Source organism: Arthrobacter sp. SAFR-044 (genome assembly GCF_059414985.1).
Genome location: NZ_JBPFDN010000001.1, coordinates 35,914 through 57,378, shown reverse-complemented (window position 1 = coordinate 57,378; position 21,465 = coordinate 35,914). Strand labels below are relative to the sequence as shown.

18 protein-coding genes are annotated in these 21,465 nt (G+C 64.8%); 9 read left to right on the top strand and 9 right to left on the bottom strand.

The features are described from left to right. Position 1: 1 nt before the first annotated feature. A complete protein-coding gene (locus tag ACR65J_RS00260; RefSeq protein WP_440165018.1) occupies positions 2-2,710 on the top strand; it encodes a PEP/pyruvate-binding domain-containing protein in 2,709 nt (902 codons plus the stop codon). Positions 2,711-3,179: 469 nt separating this feature from the next. Here ACR65J_RS00260 and ACR65J_RS00255 read toward each other — a convergent pair whose 3' ends face one another. From ACR65J_RS00255 to ACR65J_RS00240, 4 genes are all read right to left on the bottom strand, one after another. Beyond that, positions 3,180-5,804, bottom strand: a complete 2,625-nt coding sequence (locus tag ACR65J_RS00255; RefSeq protein ID WP_440165016.1) for a family 78 glycoside hydrolase catalytic domain — start codon at positions 5,802-5,804, stop codon at positions 3,180-3,182. A gap of 54 nt (positions 5,805-5,858) precedes the next feature. Further along, positions 5,859-6,689: a carbohydrate ABC transporter permease gene (locus tag ACR65J_RS00250; RefSeq protein WP_440165014.1), complete on the bottom strand. Its 831-nt coding sequence runs from the start codon at positions 6,687-6,689 to the stop codon at positions 5,859-5,861. After that, positions 6,686-7,615, bottom strand: a complete 930-nt coding sequence (locus tag ACR65J_RS00245) for a carbohydrate ABC transporter permease (RefSeq protein WP_440165013.1) — start codon at positions 7,613-7,615, stop codon at positions 6,686-6,688. The genes ACR65J_RS00250 and ACR65J_RS00245 overlap by 4 nt, the downstream gene beginning before the upstream one ends. 61 nt (positions 7,616-7,676) lie before the next feature. Then, on the bottom strand, positions 7,677-8,864 hold the full coding sequence (locus ACR65J_RS00240; protein ID WP_440165012.1) for an ABC transporter substrate-binding protein: 1,188 nt from the start codon (positions 8,862-8,864) through the stop codon (positions 7,677-7,679). A gap of 321 nt (positions 8,865-9,185) precedes the next feature. Between ACR65J_RS00240 and ACR65J_RS00235 the strand changes: the two genes are divergently transcribed. Continuing rightward, the gene (locus ACR65J_RS00235; RefSeq protein WP_440165010.1) at positions 9,186-10,262 is read left to right on the top strand and encodes a LacI family DNA-binding transcriptional regulator; all 1,077 of its coding nucleotides are present in this window, start codon (positions 9,186-9,188) and stop codon (positions 10,260-10,262) included. 107 nt (positions 10,263-10,369) lie between these two features. Here the strand turns inward: ACR65J_RS00235 and ACR65J_RS00230 are convergent, their stop codons facing one another. Beyond that, the gene (locus tag ACR65J_RS00230) at positions 10,370-10,690 is read right to left on the bottom strand and encodes a GYD domain-containing protein (RefSeq protein ID WP_440165008.1); all 321 of its coding nucleotides are present in this window, start codon (positions 10,688-10,690) and stop codon (positions 10,370-10,372) included. Positions 10,691-11,005: 315 nt separating this feature from the next. Here ACR65J_RS00230 and ACR65J_RS00225 point away from each other — a divergent pair, with 315 nt between their 5' ends. The 5 genes from ACR65J_RS00225 (at position 11,006) to ACR65J_RS00205 (ending at position 16,182) form a co-directional block, all read left to right on the top strand. Continuing rightward, on the top strand, positions 11,006-11,692 hold the full coding sequence (locus ACR65J_RS00225; RefSeq protein WP_440165006.1) for a DUF998 domain-containing protein: 687 nt from the start codon (positions 11,006-11,008) through the stop codon (positions 11,690-11,692). After that, complete coding sequence (locus ACR65J_RS00220) at positions 11,689-14,412, top strand: PEP/pyruvate-binding domain-containing protein (RefSeq protein ID WP_440165004.1); 2,724 nt, start codon at positions 11,689-11,691, stop codon at positions 14,410-14,412. Before ACR65J_RS00225 ends, ACR65J_RS00220 begins: the two co-directional genes overlap by 4 nt. A gap of 173 nt (positions 14,413-14,585) precedes the next feature. After that, positions 14,586-15,077 carry a hypothetical protein gene (locus tag ACR65J_RS00215; protein WP_440165002.1) on the top strand — a complete coding sequence of 164 codons (492 nt, stop codon included), beginning with the start codon at positions 14,586-14,588 and terminating at the stop codon, positions 15,075-15,077. Between the two features lie 37 nt (positions 15,078-15,114). Further along, positions 15,115-15,717: a TMEM175 family protein gene (locus ACR65J_RS00210; protein ID WP_440165000.1), complete on the top strand. Its 603-nt coding sequence runs from the start codon at positions 15,115-15,117 to the stop codon at positions 15,715-15,717. Positions 15,718-15,783: 66 nt separating this feature from the next. Continuing rightward, complete coding sequence (locus tag ACR65J_RS00205) at positions 15,784-16,182, top strand: nuclear transport factor 2 family protein (RefSeq protein WP_440164999.1); 399 nt, start codon at positions 15,784-15,786, stop codon at positions 16,180-16,182. A 37-nt stretch (positions 16,183-16,219) separates the two neighbouring features. Here ACR65J_RS00205 and ACR65J_RS00200 read toward each other — a convergent pair whose 3' ends face one another. After that, complete coding sequence (locus ACR65J_RS00200; RefSeq protein WP_440164998.1) at positions 16,220-16,486, bottom strand: hypothetical protein; 267 nt, start codon at positions 16,484-16,486, stop codon at positions 16,220-16,222. Positions 16,487-17,091: 605 nt separating this feature from the next. On the opposite strand from ACR65J_RS00200, the gene ACR65J_RS00195 reads away from it, so the two are divergent. Further along, the gene (locus ACR65J_RS00195; protein ID WP_440164997.1) at positions 17,092-17,715 is read left to right on the top strand and encodes a DUF4190 domain-containing protein; all 624 of its coding nucleotides are present in this window, start codon (positions 17,092-17,094) and stop codon (positions 17,713-17,715) included. A gap of 220 nt (positions 17,716-17,935) precedes the next feature. Here the strand turns inward: ACR65J_RS00195 and ACR65J_RS00190 are convergent, their stop codons facing one another. After that, on the bottom strand, positions 17,936-18,370 hold the full coding sequence (locus tag ACR65J_RS00190; RefSeq protein ID WP_440164995.1) for an SRPBCC family protein: 435 nt from the start codon (positions 18,368-18,370) through the stop codon (positions 17,936-17,938). 195 nt (positions 18,371-18,565) lie between these two features. Between ACR65J_RS00190 and ACR65J_RS00185 the strand changes: the two genes are divergently transcribed. Next, the gene (locus ACR65J_RS00185) at positions 18,566-19,009 is read left to right on the top strand and encodes a hypothetical protein (protein ID WP_440164993.1); all 444 of its coding nucleotides are present in this window, start codon (positions 18,566-18,568) and stop codon (positions 19,007-19,009) included. Between the two features lie 106 nt (positions 19,010-19,115). Here ACR65J_RS00185 and ACR65J_RS00180 read toward each other — a convergent pair whose 3' ends face one another. Beyond that, complete coding sequence (locus ACR65J_RS00180) at positions 19,116-19,976, bottom strand: GmrSD restriction endonuclease domain-containing protein (protein WP_440164991.1); 861 nt, start codon at positions 19,974-19,976, stop codon at positions 19,116-19,118. Between the two features lie 289 nt (positions 19,977-20,265). Next, positions 20,266-21,312, bottom strand: a complete 1,047-nt coding sequence (locus ACR65J_RS00175) for a TerC family protein (RefSeq protein ID WP_440164990.1) — start codon at positions 21,310-21,312, stop codon at positions 20,266-20,268. Positions 21,313-21,465: the final 153 nt, after the last annotated feature.

The following is a 21,465-nucleotide window of genomic DNA, read 5'->3' as shown; positions in this document are numbered from 1 at the left end:
CATGGCTTCCCTGACTCCCGCTCCGGACCGGGACGCCGACGGTACGGGACTGGTTGTTGCCCTCGGCGACGTGACGTCAGCGTCGCTGGGGACCGTAGGCGGGAAGGCGATCAACCTCGGCCGGCTTGCCGCGGCAGGCTTTCCGGTTCCGCCCGGCTTTTGCCTGACCACCGCCGCGTACCGGGAGGCCGCCCCCAAGGAAGTAGACGCCATCGCTGCCCGCCTGGACGGGGCCGCCGCACCCGACACGAAGGCCGAGTACGACGGCGGGCGCGGCCTTACGGACGACGACCGGAACCAGCTCGCGCGCCAAGCCCGGGAGGCCATGGCGGCAGCGCCGGTACCGGCGGCCGTCGAGACCGCCATCCGTGACGCGTACGCTGCCATGGGAGGCGGGCCGGTGGCGGTGCGCTCGTCCGCCACTGCCGAAGACCTGCCCTTTGCCAGCTTCGCCGGGCAGCAGGACTCCTTCATGGACGTGGCCGGCGCCGACGCCGTCGTCCAGGCCGTCCGGCGCTGCTGGGCCTCGCTCTGGACCGACCGCGCCGTGGCCTACCGCGCAACCAACGGGATCAGCCAGCGGGAGGTGGGTCTCGCCGTCGTCGTTCAACGCATGGTGGACGCCGCTGCGGCGGGCGTGCTCTTTACCGCCAACCCGGTGACCGGCACGCGGACGGAAACCGTCATCGATGCCAGCCAGGGGCCGGGCCAGGCGGTGGTGTCCGGCTCGGTGAATCCCGACCATTTCCGGGTGGAGACCGCGCGGGGCACGGTCCTCCAGGCGCCGCAGGACCGTGCGTCCGGCCTGACGGACGCACAGCTTCGGGAACTGACCTCACTGGGTGACGCTGCCCAGCGGCTGTTGGGTGGGCCCCAGGATGTGGAATGGGTGATCGACCCCGGCGGCACGGCGTGGCTGACCCAGTCGCGGCCCATCACCACGCTGTATCCGCTCCCGGAGGACGAACCGTCCAGCGGAGACCGCAAAGCAACCCGTGTCTATCTCTGCGGCACCCTGCTGCAGGGACTGACCCGCCCCATCACGCCCATGGGCTTGTCCGTGCTGGGCCTGATGAGGAACAGCAAGGGACCGTGGAAGTACGTGAACCCGGGACTGCGCATGTACGTCGACCTGACGGCCGTGGTCCGCAACAAATCCGGCCGCAGATGGCTGGTGAAGATGCTGCCCCTGGCGGACGGGAGGTCCGCCGCGGTCCTTCCAGCGCTGCTGGACGATCCCCGGTTCAGCATTGTCCGCCCCGCCCGCCTGACAGCTCTCCGTATACCGGGCCGGAAGCGCCGGCAGCCTTCCGCCGGGGCAAAGGCACAGGGCACCGAAGCAAGCCGAAGCCTCGCCCTGATCGCGGGCCTCCTCCCGGCCATGGCCAGGGCGGTCCTGAGGCCGGACGCCGAACTGCGCAGGGCACGACGCTACCAGGACCGGCTGGAAGCCCAGCTTCAACTCCCCCTGCCCGCCACTCCGGCGCAGCGGCTGCAGCACGCGGAGGACATCCTGGCGGGCACGGTCAACGGGATCATCCAGTACACCTTGCCGGGCCCCTCTGCCGGATACCTGATGCTGGCCGCCGCGCGCCGGCTGCTGCGCGGGATTGCCAGGCCGCGCGAGCTGGAAGCGGTCCTGCGGGGGCTTCCCCACAACGTGACCACCGAAATGGACCTGGAACTGTGGGACCTGGCAGTCTCCCTTGGCCGGGACCAGGACTCCCGCACGGTGTTCGCGGAGCTGCGGCCGGACCAGCTGGCGGCCCGCTACAAGGCAGGCACCCTGCCCCGCGCCGCCCAGGCCGAACTGCAGGCATTCCTTGCCAAGTACGGCCACCGTGCCGTGGCAGAAATTGACCTGGGCATGCCGCGGTGGGCCGAGGAACCGGACCACCTGCTCGGGATCATCTCCAACTATCTCCGCGTCGAGGATCCGGAGCAGGCCCCTGACCGCCAGTTTGCCCGTGCCGCCAGCCACGCCGACGCCCGGGTCAGCGAACTCGTGGAACGGGCGGCGGCCAGGAGCCGGCTCCGGGGACGGTTCGTAGCCCTGTGCCTGCGCCGGGCACGCCAGCTCTCCGGGCTGCGGGAACTGCCCAAGTTCTACATCGTGCTGGTCCTCGCCGAGATGCACCGGCAGCTCACCGCCGTCGGGGACGCACTGGCCAGGACAGGGTCCATTGCGGCGCCCGGGGACGTCTTCTTCCTGGACTTCGATGAACTCCGCGTGGCCCTTCGCGGCGCTGACCTGAAGGATGTGGTGGCCGGCCGCCGCCGGACGTACGACGTCGAACTGCGGCGCCGGCGCATTCCCCGCCTTTTGCTCTCCGACGGCACGGACGTCGAGGCTGCCATGATGGCAGCCTCCGCCGCGCAGCCCGGCCGCGCCGCTGCGGACCGCCTCACCGGAACTCCTGCCTCCGCAGGCACCGCCACTGGAAAAGTCAGGGTGGTCCTGGATCCTGTGGGCGCCCATATTGAGCCGGGGGAAATCCTGGTGGCCCCTTCCACCGATCCCGGCTGGACTCCGCTGTTCATGACGGCAGGTGCCCTGGTGATGGAGATGGGCGGGGTCATTTCGCACGGCGCAGTGGTGGCCCGCGAGTACGGCATCCCCGCCGTAGTGGGTGTTGCGGAGGCCACCGTGCGTCTGCGCGATGGCCAGAGCATCACCGTGGACGGGGCCGCCGGAACTGTGGCGTGGTGAGGCCCAGGATCAGTTTCCCCTCAAGATTGGGACAATAAATCCCCTCAATGGACAAAAGCCCTTCCGAATGCCGATGCCGCTTCCTATGGTGTTCACAGGCTCGACCAGGGGGAACATCTTGCTCATCACGGACGCATCTGAAGGCAATATCGCTGATAGGGCCAGCGCTGTGGAGCGCCCGAGCCCAAGTGAGCCGCCCGCGGTCCATCGGCCCGTTCCCGCTCCTCCCCGGAACGGACCCGCAGCCTCCCAAGCACCGGTCCCCAGGGTCAGCGGCCGCGAGCGCGAAGTCCAGCAACTGATCTACGACCTCGCCCTTCTGGCCGCCAGGCAGTGTCCGCAGTAATCCGCCCAAAGCCGGCGGGCCGCCGTCGTAATTTCCGACGGCGGCCCGCTGGCCAAGGTGCTGCCACTGCAGTGGTCTGGTCGAACCGGCCTGCGTTTGCCCGCAGCGATATCTCCTAATCGGTCAGGCAGGTGTTTGACCGCCGACGTTTGAAAGGACGTCTGCAGCCCCGAAACTGTGGCGTCCTGAGCCGACTTCCACCGGCTCCTGCCCGGGGAGCACAACTGAGGCGCTGGTGCCGGTGGGAATTTCGACGACGACGGACAGGTCGCCGTCGTCGATCCGCCACTGCACGGCGGCCGTACCGTACGGCGTTTCGTGCCTGGCCGAGGCCCAGCTGAGGCCACCGCCAGGCTGCGGCTTGATGAGGATCCTGCGGTAGCCAGGCTCGAGGGGGGCCAAACCGGCAACCACACGGTGCATCCAGTCAGCCACCGCGCCCAGGGCGTAATGGTTGAAGGACGTCATTTCGCCTGGGTTGACGGATCCGTCCGGAAGCATGGAATCCCAGCGCTCCCAGATGGTGGTGCCTCCCTGGCCTACGGCGTACAGCCAGGACGGGCACTCCTTTTCGAGCAGGAGATCGTAGGCGGTGTCAATCTCACCTGACAGCGTAAGCGCGTCGGAGACCACCGGCGTGCCCGCAAACCCGGTGCCGATGCGGTTGCCGTTCCCGCGCACAAGTTCGGCAAGCCGACTGCCCGCGCGGGCTTTCGAGCCGGCATCCGGAAACAGGTCGAAGACGATGGCGAGGGCGTACGCGGTCTGGGCGTCGCTGGTCATGATCCCGTCAGGGTGGATGTACTCGCGTGCAAAGGCATCCGCCACAGCCCGCGACAACGTGAGGTAGCGCAGTTCGTCGGCGGACTTGCCCAGCACGGCAGCTGCCTTGGCGAGGTTCCGTGCCGACCACGCGAAATATGCCGTGGCCACCAGGTGCGCGTCCGTCATTGCCTGGGTCGGGTCCTCGGGCGGGGCGGTCGGATCGAGCCAGTCGCCGAGCTGGAAGCTGCCGTTCCAGAGGTGGCTGTCACCGGAGAGCCGGTCCAGCAGGTCAACCCAGCCCTTTGCGCTCTCATACTGCGCCGCGAGGATCCCGAGATCGTTGAAGCGCTCATAAAGGATCCACGGGGTCAGCACTGCAACGTCGCCCCACACCGCTCCCGGACGGATGGGAGTCCAGTAGTTGCCACCGGGGATAACAGGTACATACCAAGGCACGGTGCCGTCCGGAAGCTGTTCGGCCGCCACATCCCTCAGCCAGGAGGACAGCATGCCGGAACAGTCATAGAGGAAGCTGGCCGTCGGGGCGAAGACCTGGATGTCCCCGGTCCATCCCAGCCGCTCATCGCGCTGCGGGCAGTCCGTGGGGATGTCCACGAAATTGCCCTTCATGCTCCACAGCACATTGTCGTGAAGGCGGTTGAGGTCCGGATTCGAGCATTCGAACCATCCCGTGCGCTCCATGTCGGTGTGGTAGACCCGGGCGACCACATCTGCCGCAATGTCGCCGCCGGTCCAGCCCGTGACCTCTGCATACCGGAAGCCGTGGATGGTGAACCGGGGTTCCCAGGTTTCCTGGCCGGCGCCGGAGAGGGTGTACCGGTCCGTGGCGTCGGCCTCCCGGAGGGGCCGCGTGCACAGTTCGCCGTCCTGCAGAACCTCAGCGTGGCGGAGCGTAACGGTGGCACCGGCATCACCGCTGACGGTGATGCGCAGGCGTCCGACGAGGTTCTGGCCGAAGTCGATCAAAGTTTTGCCCGAGGGGGAGGTCCACACACTGACAGGGCGTATCTCACCGGTGCAGCGGACGGGCGGACCTTCCGGAGCCACCAGTGTCCGGGGATCGCGCTCGACCCCTGCGACAGGCTTCCAGCCGGAGCCGTCGAAGGCCGCGGTGCTCCAGCCGCTGGGCAGCTGCCGTGCGTCGTACGTCTCGCCTTTGTACAGACTCGTCAGCAGGATGGGCCCGAAGGATGCCTTCCAGGTCTCGTCCGTTCCGATCACCGTAACGGAGCCGTCGTCGTGGGTGACATGGAGTTGGGCCAGCAGCGCGACTTTGTCTCCGTAGAGGTTCGCGTGGCCGCCCCGGAAGCCGATCCTGCCCCGGTACCAGCCGTCGGCAAGCAGCGCTCCCATGGCGTTGTCGCCGGCGGTCAGGTGGGCGGTGACATCGTAGGTGTAGTAGCGCAGCCGCTCACCGTACACCGTCCAGCCCGGCGACAACGCGTCATCGCCGACCCGCGTTCCGTTGATCTCCATTTCGTAGAGGCCGTGGGCCGTCACGTACAGCCGTGCGGATGACACCGGCCGGTCAAGCGTGAACGCCCGCCGCAGCAGCGGCGGCCGCCGGTCTGCTGCGGGATCTTCGTCCCAACCCGGCGTGATGGCAGTGGCGGTCCAGTCAGCAGGCCGCAGGAGACCGGTTTCGACGGCGGATGGCCGGCTCCATGCGCTGGCCGCCTCGTCCCCGCTCCCCCAGACGCGGACACTTACTTCGGCGCATTGCGCGGAATCCAGCGGAGTCCCTTCCCACGGCACGAGGACCGACTCCGTGGACTCGATCCGCTCGCTGGTCCACGTCCGGCCGTTGGTGGTCACGGCGAGCTGGTACGCGGCCTGGCTCCAGCCTGGCTCCGCCGTGGTCTTCCACGAGATGCGCGGGGCTGCCAGGCCGATGCCGAGCGTGCCGGCACCAGGGGTGGCGGGCAGGTGTTCAAACGTTGCCGGGTGCACGATGGCGGGCATGGGAAATCTCCTTGGTGTGTTTGGCCGGCTTCGGCCTGGACAGTTTGTGGTCGTTTAGCCCTTGACGGCGCCGGCCGTCATGCCTGCGACGATCTGGCGGTTGAAGAACAGGTACATGACGAACGGCGGGATGGTGATGAGCAGGATGTTCATGAAGAGCAGGTTGTAGTTCGTGGTGAATTGGCTCTGGAAGTTGAACAGCGTCAACTGCACGGTGGCGTTCGCGTCGCCCGGAAGGAAGTAGAGCGGGTGTTGGAAGTCGTTGAAGATGGCCACGGATTGCACCACGATGACGGTGACGATGACTGAGCGCAGCAGCGGAAAGATGACCCGGAAGAACAGCCGGACGGGCCCGCATCCGTCGATCACGGCTGCTTCGTCGAGTTCCTGCGGGATGGAGGCGATGAAGGCCCTGAAGAGCATGACGCAGAAGGACAGGCCGAAGGCGACCTCAATGAGGATCAGGCCTGGCAGGGTCTTGAACAAACCGATGCCTTGAAGGACCCAGATGGTGGGAACAATCGCCGGCGGGATGATCAGTCCGGAGAGGATCAGGAAGTTTGCTACGCCGTTCCAGCGGGATTTCCGGCGCTGCAGCACCCAGGCGACCATGGCCGCCAGGACCACCAGGATGGCCACGCTCGCCACGGTGAGGATGGTGCTGTTGATGAAGGCTGTCACCAGCATGAACTTCCGGGCAGAAAGTACCTGGGTGAAGTTCTCCACGAACTGGAAGTTGGTGGGCCAGGTGAATTCGAGCTTCGCTGCTTCCTTACGGTCCTTTACCGCCTGCAGGACCATGAAGAGCAGGGGGATGATGAAGACGACGACGGTGACTGCGATGGCCAGGATGCCAACGGCGTACCTTCTGACGGCGGTGATCACTGTTCCACCTCCTTGCGGTTCAGGAACATGGACAGGGGAAGGATGATGGCCGTCACGATCAGGAACAAGACAACGTTCCCGGCTGTGGAGAGGCCGTAGAAACCTGCCTGGTATTGCTTGTAGATGACCGACGCGATGACGTCCGACGTGAATCCGGGGCCGCCCTTGGTCATGGCCCAAATCAGGTCAAAGGAGCGCAGTCCGCCGATCAGGGAGAGGATGATCACCGTTGCAGTGGCTGGGCGGGCAAGGGGCAGGGTGATGTTGAAAAAGCTCTTGATGGAGCTGGCGCCGTCCATTTTGGCTGCTTCGAAGTATTCCTGGGGAATGGACACGATGCCGGCGATGTAGATGACCGTGGCGAGGCCGACGCCTTTCCAGACGTCCACCAGGGCGACGGAGAGCAGTGCCCAGGCCGGATCGGTCAGCCAGGCCGGTCCCTGGATTCCGACGGCGGCGAGCGCCTCATTGATCATGCCGTTGCGAGGATCCATCAGCACCGTGAAGACGATGCCGACCCCAATGCTGCTCAGCAGGACAGGGAAGAAGATCACCGAGCGAAGGTAGCCCCGGGCAATGATCTGCGATGTCAGCAGTACTGCAAGGAGCATGCCGAGGACCACTTTGAGGCCGGAGGTGACCAGCCCGTAAATGAAGGTGTTGGTGAGGCCTTTGAGCAACGCCGGCTCTTGGAAGAACTGGACGAAGTTGTCCAGGCCGATAAACGTGAAGTCCGTGAGATTCCAGCGCGTGAAGCTGAAGAAGAACGAGGCAAATGTGGGAACCAGGAACAAGGCGGTGTAAATAACCGCGGCCGGCAGGTAGAACCAGTAGGGGTAGGGCGAGCTGCCCTTGCGGCGCTTGGCGGGCGCGGCGGGCGCCAGGTGGCGTACTGCGGGCTGCGTTGGTGCGGTGTTCAGTGTCATGAAAATCTCTCCAAGGACCGTCCGGGCCACGGGGCCCGGACGGCTTGTGGGGTTTGGGAGGTTAGTTCCAGCCAGGCAGGTTCAGCTGCTTGGCCTGCTTCTTGACGTCCTCGTCATAGAGGGCGGCGCCGTCCTTGCCGGAACGGATACCCGAACCGACTTCTACGGTGATCTGTTCAAGGGCGGGGCCCTTGACCGGGGACAGGAATTCCAGCGCAGGGCTGTTCTTGGCCGGGTCTTCGAAGAACGGAAGCATGTCCTTGACGGCGTCCGGCACGTCAGAGGGCAGCTCGCAGTCCTTCACCAGGTACGGTCCTGCCGCACCCACTGCCGCCGTCTGCGCATCGCACCCTGCCTTGCTGGCGATGAAGGCCTGGAATTTCTTGGCTTCCTCGAGGTTCTTCGTGGACTTGGGAATGTACGTGCCACCCGGCATCCAGACCGTCAACTTGTTCTTGGCAGCGTCGTCCCCCGGGAGCGGGAACAGCCCCAGATCGTTCAGCTTGTCCGGGTGCGTCACCTTAATGTTGTTCAAGGCGAAGGTAAGGATGGGGTACTGCGCACCCTCACCGTCGACCAGCTTGTCCTGCGCCTGCTGGTAGGTGGTGGATGCAAAGTCCTCGTTGAACAGACCGGCCTTCGCTGCCTGCTCCAGGTGCTCGAACCCCTTAACCGCGGCCGGGTTCGTAGCGTACTTGGCCTTGTTTGCGGTGTAGTCAGAGGCAAAGTTCGGGTCAGCGGTGATGACGTTGGCGAAGTCGCCCAAGACAAAGAGCTGGGACGTCCATGTGGTTTGGTAGGACTGGATTATCGGCGCGATGCCCGCGTCCTTGATCTTCCGGCTGTTCGCCATAAACTCGTCCCAGGTCTTGGGCACAGACAGTCCGAGCTTCTCGTAGACCTTTTTGTTGTAGAGGACGGCTCCGGCCATGCCGGTGCTGAAAGGCACCCCGTAAACGTCGCTGCCGGAAGTCACTACGGGCTTGAACGAATCCGCCACGTTGCCCAGGTACGACTCATTGGTGATGGGCTGCAGGTTCTGTTCCGGATTAATCTGCTGCAACAGTGATCCGGTGTTGTAGTTGAATACGTCGGCCATGTCACCGGTGGACAGGCGGGTCTTCACGATGTTGTCACCGTCGCCGCCCTGGGGACGGGTCTCGATGTCGACTTTGATGCCCGGGTTCGCCGCGGTGAACTCTTCGGCGACCTTTTCAGCCGCCGTCACAGTGTTTTCCGCGTTGTCCACCAGCCAGGTGATGGTCTTTTCGTTTCCGCCGCCACCGCTGTTGCCCCCGCTGCAACCCGTCAGGGCCCAGCACTGTTACTCCCCCGGCCAACGCGGCCCGGTGCTGCTTGCTCCTTACGGCCATCTTTACCTCCTCGTAAAGCCACGGACCCAACGGCCGTGGAACGTTTCAAAAGAGAACCTGCCGCTGTCGAACAGGCCCGTGTATTTTGTGTAGATCGGTCTACGTTTGTCCACTGTAAGTCATGTCACAGCTCTTGCCAAGACTTTTTGTAGATCAATCTACAATTACGCATAGGACTCGTAACCGAAGGGAACGCCATGACGGAGCAGCTGAAACGGGCCACTATCAGTGATGTTGCCGAACACGCCGGCGTCTCCCGGGCCGCCGTCTCCAAAGTCCTTCGCAACGCCTACGGGGTTAGCCCCGCCATGCGGACCAAGGTGGAGGACTCCATGGCTCTCCTCAACTACCGTCCCCTGGCCTCGGCCCGGGGCATGCGCGGCAGCAGCTATACCTTGGGTGTCTTCCTCGTCGACCTCTCCAATACCTTCTTCTCCGTCCTTGTGGAAGGTGTGCGCGATGTCGCTGAAGAACTGGGATACCAAGTGCTTATCGGACAGGCGCGCCAAGGGCTCGATGCACAGCAAAAGCTCATCGAAGCCATGGTGGACCGCCGGATGGACGGCCTGCTGCTGATCGCCCCTTTCGGGCCCAACGAAGAACTGGAGAAACTGGGCCGCACCATTCCGGTCGTGGTTTTGGGACGGCATGGACCCGCCATGCATTTCGACACGGTGGCCAGCGATGATATCGCCGGGAGCGCGCTGATCGTGGACCACCTGGTCGCGTTGGGGCATCAGCGGATTTCGATGCTTGCCAACACCCAACCGTCCAGCGAGCCTGGAATGCCCCAAACCGTCCGCCTCGAGGGGTACGACATCGCGATGAGAAAGCACGGCCTTGACGAATGGATTGACCATGTACCGGGAAGGTGGGGATATGAGAGTGGCCTGGAAGCTGGGCGTTCACTGGCCAAGCGGCCGAGTGGCAAACGTCCGACGGCCCTGCACGGAGGTGCAGACGTGGCAGCCCTGGGAGCCTTCACGAGCTTATTTGACTCCGGAATCGATATTCCGAAGGACATCTCACTGGTCGGGTACGACAATGTCCCGGCCGCGTCACTTCCGCCCATCGGCCTGACCACAGTTGATCAGTCGGGTGTGCAGATGGGCCGACAGGCCGCCGAACTTCTCCTCTCAAGAATCGAAGGCCGCCAAGAATCCCAGCACATTCTGGTGCCGCCGCGGCTCATAATTCGGAAGACAACATGCCCTCCAGCATCGGCGGACGCATCAAGTACCGATCCATCACGGCGCTCCTTTCCCGTCGAGTAATTGCACCAACGCGGTCTGGCTCCGTTTCTGCGGAGCTATCCGCCCAAAGCCGGCAGGCCGCCGTCGTAATGTCCGACGCCGGCCCGCTGGCCAGGCGCGTTACTCCCCTACCGTCCCGGGGCACGGTAGGACGGGGTCTTCTTGGCGGCCTCGTCGATGTCCTCGACCGTCAGGAGCGGCTTCAGCCGGACGTTGACGTTTCCCGACGAATTGATCAGCAGCGACAGCGCTGCGGCGCTCGCATCGTCAGGCACTTCGAAAACGCCCAGGACGTCGTAGTAACCAAAGGCGTAGTAGAAGCTTTCCAGTGTTCCACCCACCGATTTCAGGGCCTCGGTCAGGGCGTCGCGCCGCGCGGTACCACCTTCCTGCATGAGCCCCTTGATGCCCTGGCCCACGTACGTTGCTTCAAACAAATACTTCGGCATGGTCTTTCCTCCTGGCATGTTCAATGCGGCGCCTCATTTCGTGACTGCGGGGGTTGGACGCCGATAAGGCGGAACGTATTCCCCCGAATAGCAGCAGTCAAGATGCAGGGACACCCATTAACAGGACTAGGGAAAAGGGCACTGGGAACGGAGGCCCGACTCTCGGAAAAAGCTGCCTGCCGCAGCCCAAGGCCGTTCGGCCCTACCGGTGCCCACGCGGCCGGCACAGGCTGGAACAGGTAGGCGCCAGGGTCAACGCCCGCGTGCTCGGCGCCGGACCGCTTGCTGGAACGCGGGTTCTGAGGACATCCCACCATGTCAGTTGCAGGAGGACGTCTCCCCGGACACAGACGGGCTCTGCCGTTCGAAGGCCGCCGCAGTGACGCCCTGCGCATCACACTCCTCGCCGCCGGACCACTGTCGTCGCTGCTTTACGTGGTGTTCACCGACGGCATCGCGGCCTCCCAATGGGCCGGCTACCGCCGCACCGAACAGATGGTGAGCGAGCTGTTCGCCGTCGGCTCCCCCGGCTACCAGGTCGTGGCCCCTTTCACCTGGTTTTACACGGTGCTGTTCACCGCGTTCGGGGTTGGCGTCTGGACCTCCGTCCGCGGCAGCCGGGCCTTGCGCATCGGCGCCGGGCTGCTCACCGCGTACGGGCTCTGGAACATCATGGGCGCACTCTTCCCGCTGCGCCTTGGCGACGACTCATCCATCCCCATGCACATCGTTGCCACCAACGTTCAACTCGCCCTCATGGTCGCAGCCATGTGTTTTGTGGCAGCAGGGTTCCACGGCCGGATGCGCGCCTACTCGATCGTTTCGCTCGCAATGTCAGCGCTCATGGGTATGGTCGCGTTCATGGCAGCCCCGGGACCGAACCTCGTATTGGGCATTGGTGAGCGCATCAGCATCGGGGCGTTCCTGCTGTGGGTTGCGGTCCTGGCGGCAGTGCTGTGGAAACGGCCGACGGAGATGGGCAGTGAGGGGGCACCGTCATGACTTACGTCATGGACTTGGGGGACGTTGGCCGCGGTGACATCGCGGGAGCCGGCGGCAAGGCCGTGGGCCTCGGCGGCCTCATCCGGGCCGGACTGCCGGTCCCGCCGGGGGTGGTCCTCACCACCGCCGCGTACGCGGATTTCATGGCCGGGAACAACCTGGAAGCAGCCATCCAGGAGTTGGCCTCGCTGCCGCCTGATGCGTCGCCCCAGGAGTATGAGCATGCGTCCGCGCTGATCCGGACCCTGTTCCACAAAGGCTCGATCCCTGCCGCCATCCAGGCCGAACTCGAGTCCGCCTATGAACGCCTTGGCGGCGGGGACACCGCCGTGTCGGTCCGCTCCTCCGCCACCGCCGAGGACCTCGCCTCCGCCAGCTTCGCCGGGCAGCAGGAGAGCTACCTGAACATCCGCGGCCTGGACGCCCTGGCCAAAGCCGTCATCAACTGCTGGGCGTCCCTCTGGACGGCGCGCGCCATGGCCTACCGTGCCCGCGAAGGCGTGCTGCCCGGCCAGGTGCGCCTCGCCGTCGTGATCCAGCAGATGGTTGAGGCCGACGCAGCGGGCGTGATGTTCACTGCCAACCCCTCGAACGGCCGGCGCGACCAGACGGTGATCAGCGCCGCGTGGGGCCTGGGCGAGGCCGTGGTCAGCGGGCAGGTCACCACCGACGATCTCACTGTGGACACCCACACGGGCAAAGTCCTTACACGGCAGACAGCCGACAAGGAACTCATGACCGTACCCTCGGAGAACGGAACGGCGGAAGAACAGGTGGCGGAAGCGCGCCGTCGTGCGCCGGTCCTAGACGATGCGGCGGCAGCACGGCTCGCCACCTACGGACAGCGGATCTCTGACCATTTCGGGGCGCCGCAGGACATCGAGTGGGCCAGGGCGGACGGCAAGTTCTTCCTGCTCCAGTCCCGGCCCATCACCGCGCTGCCCGAACCCGCAGCCGACGTCCCCACCGAATGGCCCGTGCCCTATCCCAAGGGCCTCTACTTCAGGGCGAGCATTGTGGAGCAGATGCCGGAGCCGCTCTCCCCGCTCTTCACCGACCTCATCGACGGCTCCGTGTCCCGCTCGCTGTCCGCCCTGATGAACCAGGCGCTGGGCCCCGGCTCCCTCCGCGACGGCGACGTCCGCTTCCCTACCGTCAACGGCTACGCCTATTACTACTACCGCACCTGGCCCATGCTGCGGATGACGGGCAGGACGGTGCCTGCGATGCGGGCGCTGTTCACAGGCACGGCGCACATGGGCATCGCCGGCTGGCGCGACTACTCGCATCCACGTTACGAACGCATCATCAAGGACTGGTCGGCGAAACCGCCAACAGAGCTTGCCGGAGACGAGCTGCTTGCGGGCGTGCAGGCCCTGCTGGACGCCGGAACCGTGTACTACACCGCCGTGCAGTCCATCATCCCGATGGCCGACATGAGCGAACTCTCCTTCCGGGCCTGCTACAAGGCCGTCCGGCGGGAGGGCGATCCCCCCGCCCAGGAGTTCCTCCTCGGCTTCGACAGTGAGCCCATCCGCGCTGAAAAGTCGCTGTACGACCTCGCAGGCTGGGCGCGCAGCGATCCCTCGCTGGTGAAGGCGTTGCTGGAGCGGCCGACGCCGGAACTCGCCGAGTGCCAGCGCACGGGTTCCGCGCCGGCCGGGGTGGATGACGTCCTGTGGCAGGAATGGTGCTTCACCTTCCAGGAGCATCTGGCCCTCTACGGCCACGCCGTCTACAACCTGGACTTCGCCACCCCGGTGCCCGCCGACAACCCCTCCGCCCAGCTGGAAACGGTGAAGTTCTACCTTCGCGGGCAGGGCACCGACCCGCATGAGCGGCAGCGGCTGCTGACCGAACGACGGGAGGACCTGACCCGGGAAATGGCATCACGCCTGGGCCCGCGGCGCCGGGCACTGTTTCTCCGGGTGCTGAAGTGGGCGCAGGAGACGGCTCCGGTCCGCGAGGACGCCCTGGCCGACGTCGGACTCGCCTGGCCGCTGCTGCGGCGCATGCTGCTCGAGCTCGGACGGCGGCTGGTGCTGTCGGGTGTCATCACTTCCCCGGACGATGTGTTCTGGCTGCGCTTCCAGGAACTTCAGAGTGCCGTGGAGTTTGGGCTGGCGGAAGCGGATGCCAATGTGGCCCTGGCCGGTGCATCCCGGCCGGTCCGTGCCGCCGCCGTCGAGGAACGCAGGATGCTGTGGCGCGGCCAGGCGAAGGCCGAAGCCCCGCAGATGCTGCCGCAGAAGGCATGGATGGAAAAGGCCTTCGGCTCAATGATGCCGGCCGGGCCGCAGCACCAGGCGGGCGACGTGATCCAGGGTGCGGGCGCCAGCTCCGGCCGCGTGACGGCGCCCGCCCGCGTCCTGCGCGGTCCCGAGGACTTCGGCCGGATGCAGCCCGGCGAAGTGCTGGTGGCCCGCATGACCACTCCCGCCTGGACCCCATTGTTCGCAATGGCCTCCGCTGTAGTGACCGATGTGGGCGGTCCCCTGAGCCACAGCTCCATCGTGGCCCGCGAGTACGGCATTCCGGCGGTCCTCGGAACGGGCGTGGCGACCCAGCGGCTGGCGGGCGGACAGAACGTGAGCGTGGACGGCGACGCCGGGACGGTCACCATCGAGGCCAGCGCCGGTGCCGCCGGGCAGCCTGCGGGTTCCAGGGCGCCTTCATCCGCAGACGACCTGAATCCTGGGTACGAGGGGAAGGTGCAATGACACATCACACGAGCAGGGGCGCATTGCTGGCAGGGTGTGCGGGGGCCTGTTGTGCAGCCGCTTACCTGTCAATTGTGCGGCCCCGCCTGCTCCGCTGGGGTGCGACCCCCGGCGAAGTCCAGGGGCCCTACCCGGGCGCAAACCTGATTCCGGACAGCTCCCGAAGCGCGACCATGGCCGTGAATATCGATGCGCCCCCTTCCCGCGTGTGGCCCTGGCTGGTGCAGATGGGCACAGACCGAGCCGGCTGGTACAGCTGGGACCGTCTCGACAACTTCGGCCGGCGCAGCGCTGAAAGCCTTCATCCCGAGTGGCAGGACATCGCCCTCCACCAGCATTTGGCCGCCAAGCCGGATGGCAGCGAGTGGTGGGAAGTCGCGGCCCTTGAACCCGAGCGGTTCTTGGGCCTCCGCATGTCCCTGGATCTGCGCGGGCGTCCCTTCGATCCGGCAGGGACACCGCCGCGCTATTACACCGACTCAATCTGGGGATTCGACGTGCGCAGCCTGCCGGACGGACGGACCCGGCTGGTGGTCAGCGGCTACTGGGCGCTGCGGCCCAAATGGCTCAAACCCATCATGAGCGTAGCCATCCTGGAACCCTCACACTGGGTCATGCAGACCCGTCAATTCTCGAACCTCAAGCGGCTCGCCACCCTCGTTTGATGCCCCGGCCGAAGGACTTTGCGGGCAGAATATTCGGGTGAACAAAAACCGGCTCGAGGCCTTCAGCGACGGCGTACTGGCGATCATCATCACCATCATGGTGCTCGAACTGCACACCCCGGAAGAACCAACGTGGGCGGGCGTCGCCGCCGTCCTGCCCACACTCTTCACCTACCTCCTGAGCTTCGTGTACGTGGGGATCTACTGGAACAACCACCACCACATGATCCACCTCGCCAGCCGGGTGACCGGCGGTATCCTCTGGGCCAACCTTCATTTGCTGTTCTGGCTGTCGCTGTTCCCCTTCACCACACGGTGGATGGATGAGTCCGGCTTCCAGCAGGTCCCCGTGCTGCTGTACGGGATCAACCTGCTGTGCGCCGCAATTGCCTACTTCATCCTGGAGCGGCGGCTGATCGCAGTCCAAGGGAAGGATGGGGCGCTGGCCAAGGCTGTCGGTCGGGACTGGAAGGGCAAGTCGTCTCCGCTGATCTACCTCACGGGGATCGGCCTCACCCTGGTGCAGCCGCTGCTGGGAGTCGCCGTCTTCACCATCGTCGCGCTGGTCTGGCTGGTTCCTGACCGGCGGGTGGAACATTTCGTCGTCGAAGCGCACCAGGACAGCGTCGGCGAGCCGTAAACGGGGCCACCGCATCGCGGACTTTCCGCCCTTGCCGGGCCCATCTGGCGCGAGTACCTTGACGCCATGAGTGACCGCGATGATTTCGTCCAGTGGATCAATACGACTCTTCATGACGCGGAAGTCGCCCTGCACAACGGCGACGCAGACCCGCGGCGGGCCATCTGGTCGCGCAACGAGCCCGTGAGCATCTTGGGAGCCTTCCGCAACGCTTACGGGCTGGAAGAAGTGGAGCAAATCTTCAGGTTCCTGGAGGACAGCTTTTCCCACTGCACGTCATGGGAGTTGGAGTTGCATGCGTGCGACGTTACCGGGGACATGGCATACACCGCAGGCATCGAGCGCATCTCCTTCCGCAGGGACGGGGAGCCCACCAACCTCACGCTCCGGGCAACCCAGGTTTACCGGCGCGAGGACGGCCAGTGGCGGGTGGCCCACCGGCACGCCGATGCCCTTGCAGTCTGATCACCTCGTGGCCTCCGCTTCCTCGAGGCCGCTCCGGCTACTCCCCCATGCCCGGGTGCACGGGAACAAAGTCCACTTTATTGCCGGAGTTGGCCCGGCTTGCGGGGGTTCGGTTGAATCCCTTCGCGTCGAGGCCATTCCTGGCGCGGAACTCGGCGAGCGCAGCGTCGTAGGCGTTGTTGAGCGTCCGACCGGAGAACTCCCCGGTGCTGCCGTCGTTGAAGTCAATCCGGATGCGGACGCTGGCCGGGTAATGCCGATTCATACGGATGAAGCCCTCGGCGTCCTGCTGGAGAGTGATCACGCAGTCCTGCTTTCGTTTGGGAGCAGACTCAAGTTTGCCGCAGCTTTACTGAAGCGGCATCGTGCCCCATGCCATAGTGGCCTATCGCGGCCGGAGCGCGGACGGAAAGATTCAAATGGCCTGACGGTTGCTGGACTCCGTGGGCGCCGGGGCCGGACCCAGGTGTCGTTCATCCTCACTCAGGTCTCGCTCAACGTTTTCGAAGCATTCACTAAAGAATATGAAACTTTACGTTCTCAGGCGAATTCTTGGCGGACAATAAGTGTGTCAAATAGCCATGGCCGTAGTGTCGGCATAAATGCTAAACCGACAACGTAACGCCAGCCTCGTCGGAAGTTCCTCTCTGGATCCACCGACGTTGCTTGTCTATGGGGGATGTACTTCGTGGTAAATGGAACTTCGGTCATTAGTGTCTTCCCTGGTGCCCGCCTCACAGTGCGCATCGGGAGAACTTCCCGCCTGGACCTGTGCTGCTGGTTCCACCTCACAAAGACAATTGCCTGCCCAGGCGATGCCATCTTCCGCCGTTCGTAAGCTGTTCTAGCTGGCTGCACTTTACAGAAGCAATTCGCAAGGTCTCACTTGCACCATAAAAGGGGAAAATCATGTCCGATATCAAGAACAACACCGCGTATCCTAAAATGCCGGAGCAGCCTGTTCACCACGTCCGCATCCTAGGAGAAAAACGCCAGAATGGCCTCGGTGTTGCAGCACTGGTCGTCGGCATTGTTGCCGCCGTTTTCAGCATGATCCCGCTAGTAGGAATGATTTCCTTCTTTCTCGGTCCCGTGGCAATCATTCTCGGTATCATCGCCCTGTTCCTTAAGAACCGAAAAAAGGGCATGGCCATCACCGGAGTCATCCTCGGTGTCGTCAGCCTGATCGTCGCCGGCGCGGTGACTGCGGGTGTTAGCGCCGCCGCAAAGTCAATCGATGACAAGATCAATGCCGAGCACACCGTAGAGTACGTGGTAACTACGTCCGGTCCCGCACACATTTCCTACTGGACTCCTGGCGGAACTTCGACAGAAGACATCACTGCTGAATGGAAGAAATCCATCACGTCGAAGGAATTCAATGTCACGAGCATCTCTGTGACGGGGAGCTACTCCGACGCTTCGGGTGCAGTCTCTTGCGAGATCCTGGTCGACGGAAAGAGTGCAGGAAAGAACACGGGCAGTGGCACCGGCGCGCACGCTTCCTGCTCTGGGAACACCTGGCAGAAGTAGAACTGGATTAGGGCTGGTACTGGGCGGCGGATTGCTTCCCCGCACCAGCTTTACCCGGACTCGTGCCCACTTCGTCCGGGCTCTAATGTTCAATTTAAGCCACCCCTCGCTGGGCACGGCGCCGTATTCGCCTGTCAAGCCTCGGGTGGCCAAAGCCGAACGGCGGCACGCAACCCGGGTGCCGCCGTCGTGATGCCTGGGTCAGTGATGGGGCTCGTTCCTAGCGCGCCTCGAGGACTGTTTTGAGCTTTGCCAGCTGGGCGACCTCCTGGTCCATGGTGCGCTGGACCACCGGCCCCATGAGTTTCATCAGCCCCTTGGGCTGCAAATCCAGGGTGAAACGGACCTTCGTCCCGCCGTTGGATGGCCCGAGGTGGTAGGCACCGGATGGGCGTGCGGGACCGGCCACCACCTGGAAACCGAGGAGCGTGCCGGGTTCCGCGGCGGTGATCTCATAGTCGCCGTCGATGGCCCGGCCGCCCGGTCCGCTTAGTGTTTGCCTGTATACCGCGCCAAGCGTTCCGGGAGTGCCGCTCTTCAGGGAGATGGACTGAACGCCTGTACGCCAAGCCGTATTGTTCAACCCGTCGGCCAGGAACATGTATACCTCGGCGGGCGAACGGCTGATGGTGATCTGGTTCTCGGCGTGAGCCATGGTTGCCCCTTAAGCGTGTCTTTACGTGTCCGAATGTCGCGGTACCAAGAGATAATCTGCCATCGGCGGCGCGTCCGGGGAAGGCATGAACGGCCAGCACCGCCGCCACACCTCAAGTTTGCCGCAACTGCCTTGAAAACCACGTGACGAACAGGGCCATACTGGGCGATGGGGATGACACCGCATGGAACATGGTTGAGGTTCGGGCTGGTCTCAGCCCTGCTGATCGCGATCCACGTGGGCAGCTTTTGGTTCTTTTCCGAGGGCGTTTACCAGGGCAACACGAGCGTCCCGCTGCGCAGGTTCCCGGAGGATGTGAGCATCTGGGATGTTCTGACCTTCACTCCGATCTTCATCGGGCTCAAGTTCCTGGCTTACGACTCGGCAGTACGGACCATCACAAAGGACTACAGGCCGGCGGCACTTACTGTCGTCTTCATCGCCGGGTACGTGGTGGCCCTGGCAATGGACATCGCGTGCCTCATCGCCGCGGCAAAACCTGTTGCGGACTCGGGGTTCGCGCTTTTGGGCCCGATTCTCCAAACACCGTTGGTACTACTCTTGGCCTTCGCGATCATCACAGGTGTGTCGGTGCAGCATGACGCCCCTCCGCAAGCGCGACCGGGCACACCGCGTTAACCTCCGATCCAAACCGGCCGCATCCGTCCCCCAGGCCGCCCTCCCTGGCGAGGACTGCTGACCGGCCACCCACGGGCCGGCACCCTTGGGGAGCAACCGGAGGTGCTCAGCCCTCGCAGGCCACCCCGTCGCCGTCGCCGTCCAGCCCTGACCGGTAGCCGGCGGTTCCCGCATACAGCGGGGCCGCATCGGCAGCCACCACCTCCGCGCAGTTGGCGTAGTAGACGACAGTGCTGGCGCCTGCAGGCGCCACAGTGGTCGGGGCCGGCTGGCCGGGGCAGGCGGCCAGGATCCCGGCGATCGCGTCGTGCTCCGCCTGCGTCACCCACAGGCTGTAGCGCGCCTTCACCGAAACCTGCCGGGCCACGTACTCACACCGGAAGCCCTTGGCCGGCGGCAGCCAGGTGGCGGCGTCGCCGTCGCCCTTTTGCTGGTTGGTGGGCCCGTCCGTGGCCTGCAGGTTCAGCGGATCGTTGGCGAAGGCCGTCCGCTGCTCCGTGGTCAGCTGCTGCGCACCCTTCTGCCACGCGTCGCTGAGTGCCACCACATGGTTGATCTGCACGGCGCTGCTGGTGGTGGTGCCGCGGACGAAGTCGATGGCGGTGCCAGTGTAGGGGTCTGCGAGCACACCGGTCTTGACGGTGCACGGGACGCTGTTGACGTAGGTGATCCCGGTCAGGTCCCGGTTGAGGATGTCATTCCGGGTGTCGCAGCCGTTCTGGTCCACGTCCGCCCACGTTGCCCCGAACAGCGAGCGCTCGTACCCGGTTTTGGGCGCCCGGCCCTTTATCGGCAGGGCCTCAAGCAGGTCGGCCGCCTGCACGGCTTGCGTCGTGGTGGTGCTGTCGGCAGCAACCGCCGGCAGGTTTGCGCTACAGAGGGCCAGCACGGCGGAAAGGACGACGGCGGCAGCCCAGCGGGTGCCGGACGCAGGCGTGATGTTGGGCAAGGCCGTGTAACCAGACAATGCAGCCCCCAGGTTAATGTGCGAAGAGTTAGCGGCGTCAGCCCCCCATACCTGCTGACGCCACCGAAAAGCCTAACGGCGGCACATCCGCCGAATGGCTGGTTTCACCGGAACTCGGTCAATCCTCTCCGACTCCTGTGCAAATCCTGCGGCGTACCCTCTCCCTGCGCCCTCAGCCTCGTATGGCGCTGTGCGGATGGAAGCGCCGTGTCTTCTCCTACACACGCGGCGACGGCGGCACCCAAGGTGGGTGCCGCCGTCGTCCGTCTTCCTGCATGCCGGCCAGCAGCTATCGGTGGGTACCGGCAGCGGAGTCCGCACCCTCGACCGACGGAGTGTCCGCATCACCCTGGGCGGCGTGCCCGCCGCCGCCAATCCCCCTGCGGGTCTTGACCAGGCTGGCCACGGTGGCCACCAGGATGGTGGCGCCGATGAAGAGCAGCGAGAACCAGATGGGGACCTGCGGCACCCACAGGAGCGGCTGGCCGCCGTTGATGAAGGAAAGCTCGTTGACGTGCAGGGCGTGGAAGACGAGCTTCACCCCGATGAACGCGAGGATGACGGCCAGGCCCTGGGCCAGGTACACCAGGCGTTCCAGCAGGCCGCCGATGAGGAAGAACAGCTGCCGCAGTCCCATGAGGGCGAAGGCGTTGGCGGTGAAGACGATGTACGCCTCGCTGGTCAGGCCGTAGATCGCGGGGATCGAGTCGACGGCGAAGATCAGGTCCACGAAGCCGATGGCGATGATGGTGAGCAGCATGGGTGTGACGAAGCGCTTGCCGTCCAGCTTCACCGTGAGCCGGTCCCGGTGGTAGTCCGGGGTGACCGGCAGGACGCGGTGCACCAGCTTCATGAACCTGCCGTCGGCCGGATTGGCATCGTGGCCGCCGAACGCCTGCCGGTATGCGAGGAACAGCAGCAGCGCACCGAAGATGTAGAACACCCAGGAGAAGTTCGCGATCAGCGTGGCCCCGATGGCGATGAAGCCGCCGCGGAGGATGAGGGCGATGATGATGCCCACCATCAGCACCTTCTGCTGGTACTTCCTGGGAACGGCGAACCCCGTCATCACGATAAGGAAGACGAACAGGTTGTCCACGGACAGGGCCTTTTCGGTGAGGTAGCCGGCGAAGTACTCGCCACCGAAGGTCCAGCCCGAGACCACACCGATCCCGACGCCGAACAGGAGCGCGAGTCCTATGTAGAACGCGGACCAGCGCGCCGATTCGCCGATGGACGGTTCGTGCGGTTTGCGGACGTGGGCAAAGAACTCGTAAACGAAGAACAGGATTGTCACGGCAATGGTGATGATCCAGACGAGGGGTGTTACCTGCATGGCGGGTACTCCAAGGGGTAGGCGTGGCATGGACGCCAAGGTCTCCTCCGCCCGGTGGAACCGGAGCCGGTGGCCCGGGATACATCGCTGCATCCGTATTGACGGGCCACTCACAGACGGGAGTACTCCCCTTGATGGGTTAAATGGTATCTG

Excerpts from the sequence above, each read along its gene's own strand:
- ACR65J_RS00260 (WP_440165018.1), top strand. The coding sequence starts at position 2 with ATGGCTTCCCTGACTCCCGCTCCGGACCGGGACGCCGACGGTACGGGA.
- ACR65J_RS00255 (WP_440165016.1), bottom strand. The coding sequence starts at position 5,804 with ATGCCCGCCATCGTGCACCCGGCAACGTTTGAACACCTGCCCGCCACC.
- ACR65J_RS00245 (WP_440165013.1), bottom strand. The coding sequence starts at position 7,615 with ATGACACTGAACACCGCACCAACGCAGCCCGCAGTACGCCACCTGGCG.
- ACR65J_RS00235 (WP_440165010.1), top strand. The coding sequence starts at position 9,186 with ATGACGGAGCAGCTGAAACGGGCCACTATCAGTGATGTTGCCGAACAC.
- ACR65J_RS00230 (WP_440165008.1), bottom strand. The coding sequence starts at position 10,690 with ATGCCGAAGTATTTGTTTGAAGCAACGTACGTGGGCCAGGGCATCAAG.
- ACR65J_RS00225 (WP_440165006.1), top strand. The coding sequence starts at position 11,006 with ATGTCAGTTGCAGGAGGACGTCTCCCCGGACACAGACGGGCTCTGCCG.
- ACR65J_RS00220 (WP_440165004.1), top strand. The coding sequence starts at position 11,689 with ATGACTTACGTCATGGACTTGGGGGACGTTGGCCGCGGTGACATCGCG.
- ACR65J_RS00215 (WP_440165002.1), top strand. The coding sequence starts at position 14,586 with ATGGCCGTGAATATCGATGCGCCCCCTTCCCGCGTGTGGCCCTGGCTG.
- ACR65J_RS00205 (WP_440164999.1), top strand. The coding sequence starts at position 15,784 with ATGAGTGACCGCGATGATTTCGTCCAGTGGATCAATACGACTCTTCAT.
- ACR65J_RS00195 (WP_440164997.1), top strand. The coding sequence starts at position 17,092 with ATGTCCGATATCAAGAACAACACCGCGTATCCTAAAATGCCGGAGCAG.
- ACR65J_RS00190 (WP_440164995.1), bottom strand. The coding sequence starts at position 18,370 with ATGGCTCACGCCGAGAACCAGATCACCATCAGCCGTTCGCCCGCCGAG.
- ACR65J_RS00175 (WP_440164990.1), bottom strand. The coding sequence starts at position 21,312 with ATGCAGGTAACACCCCTCGTCTGGATCATCACCATTGCCGTGACAATC.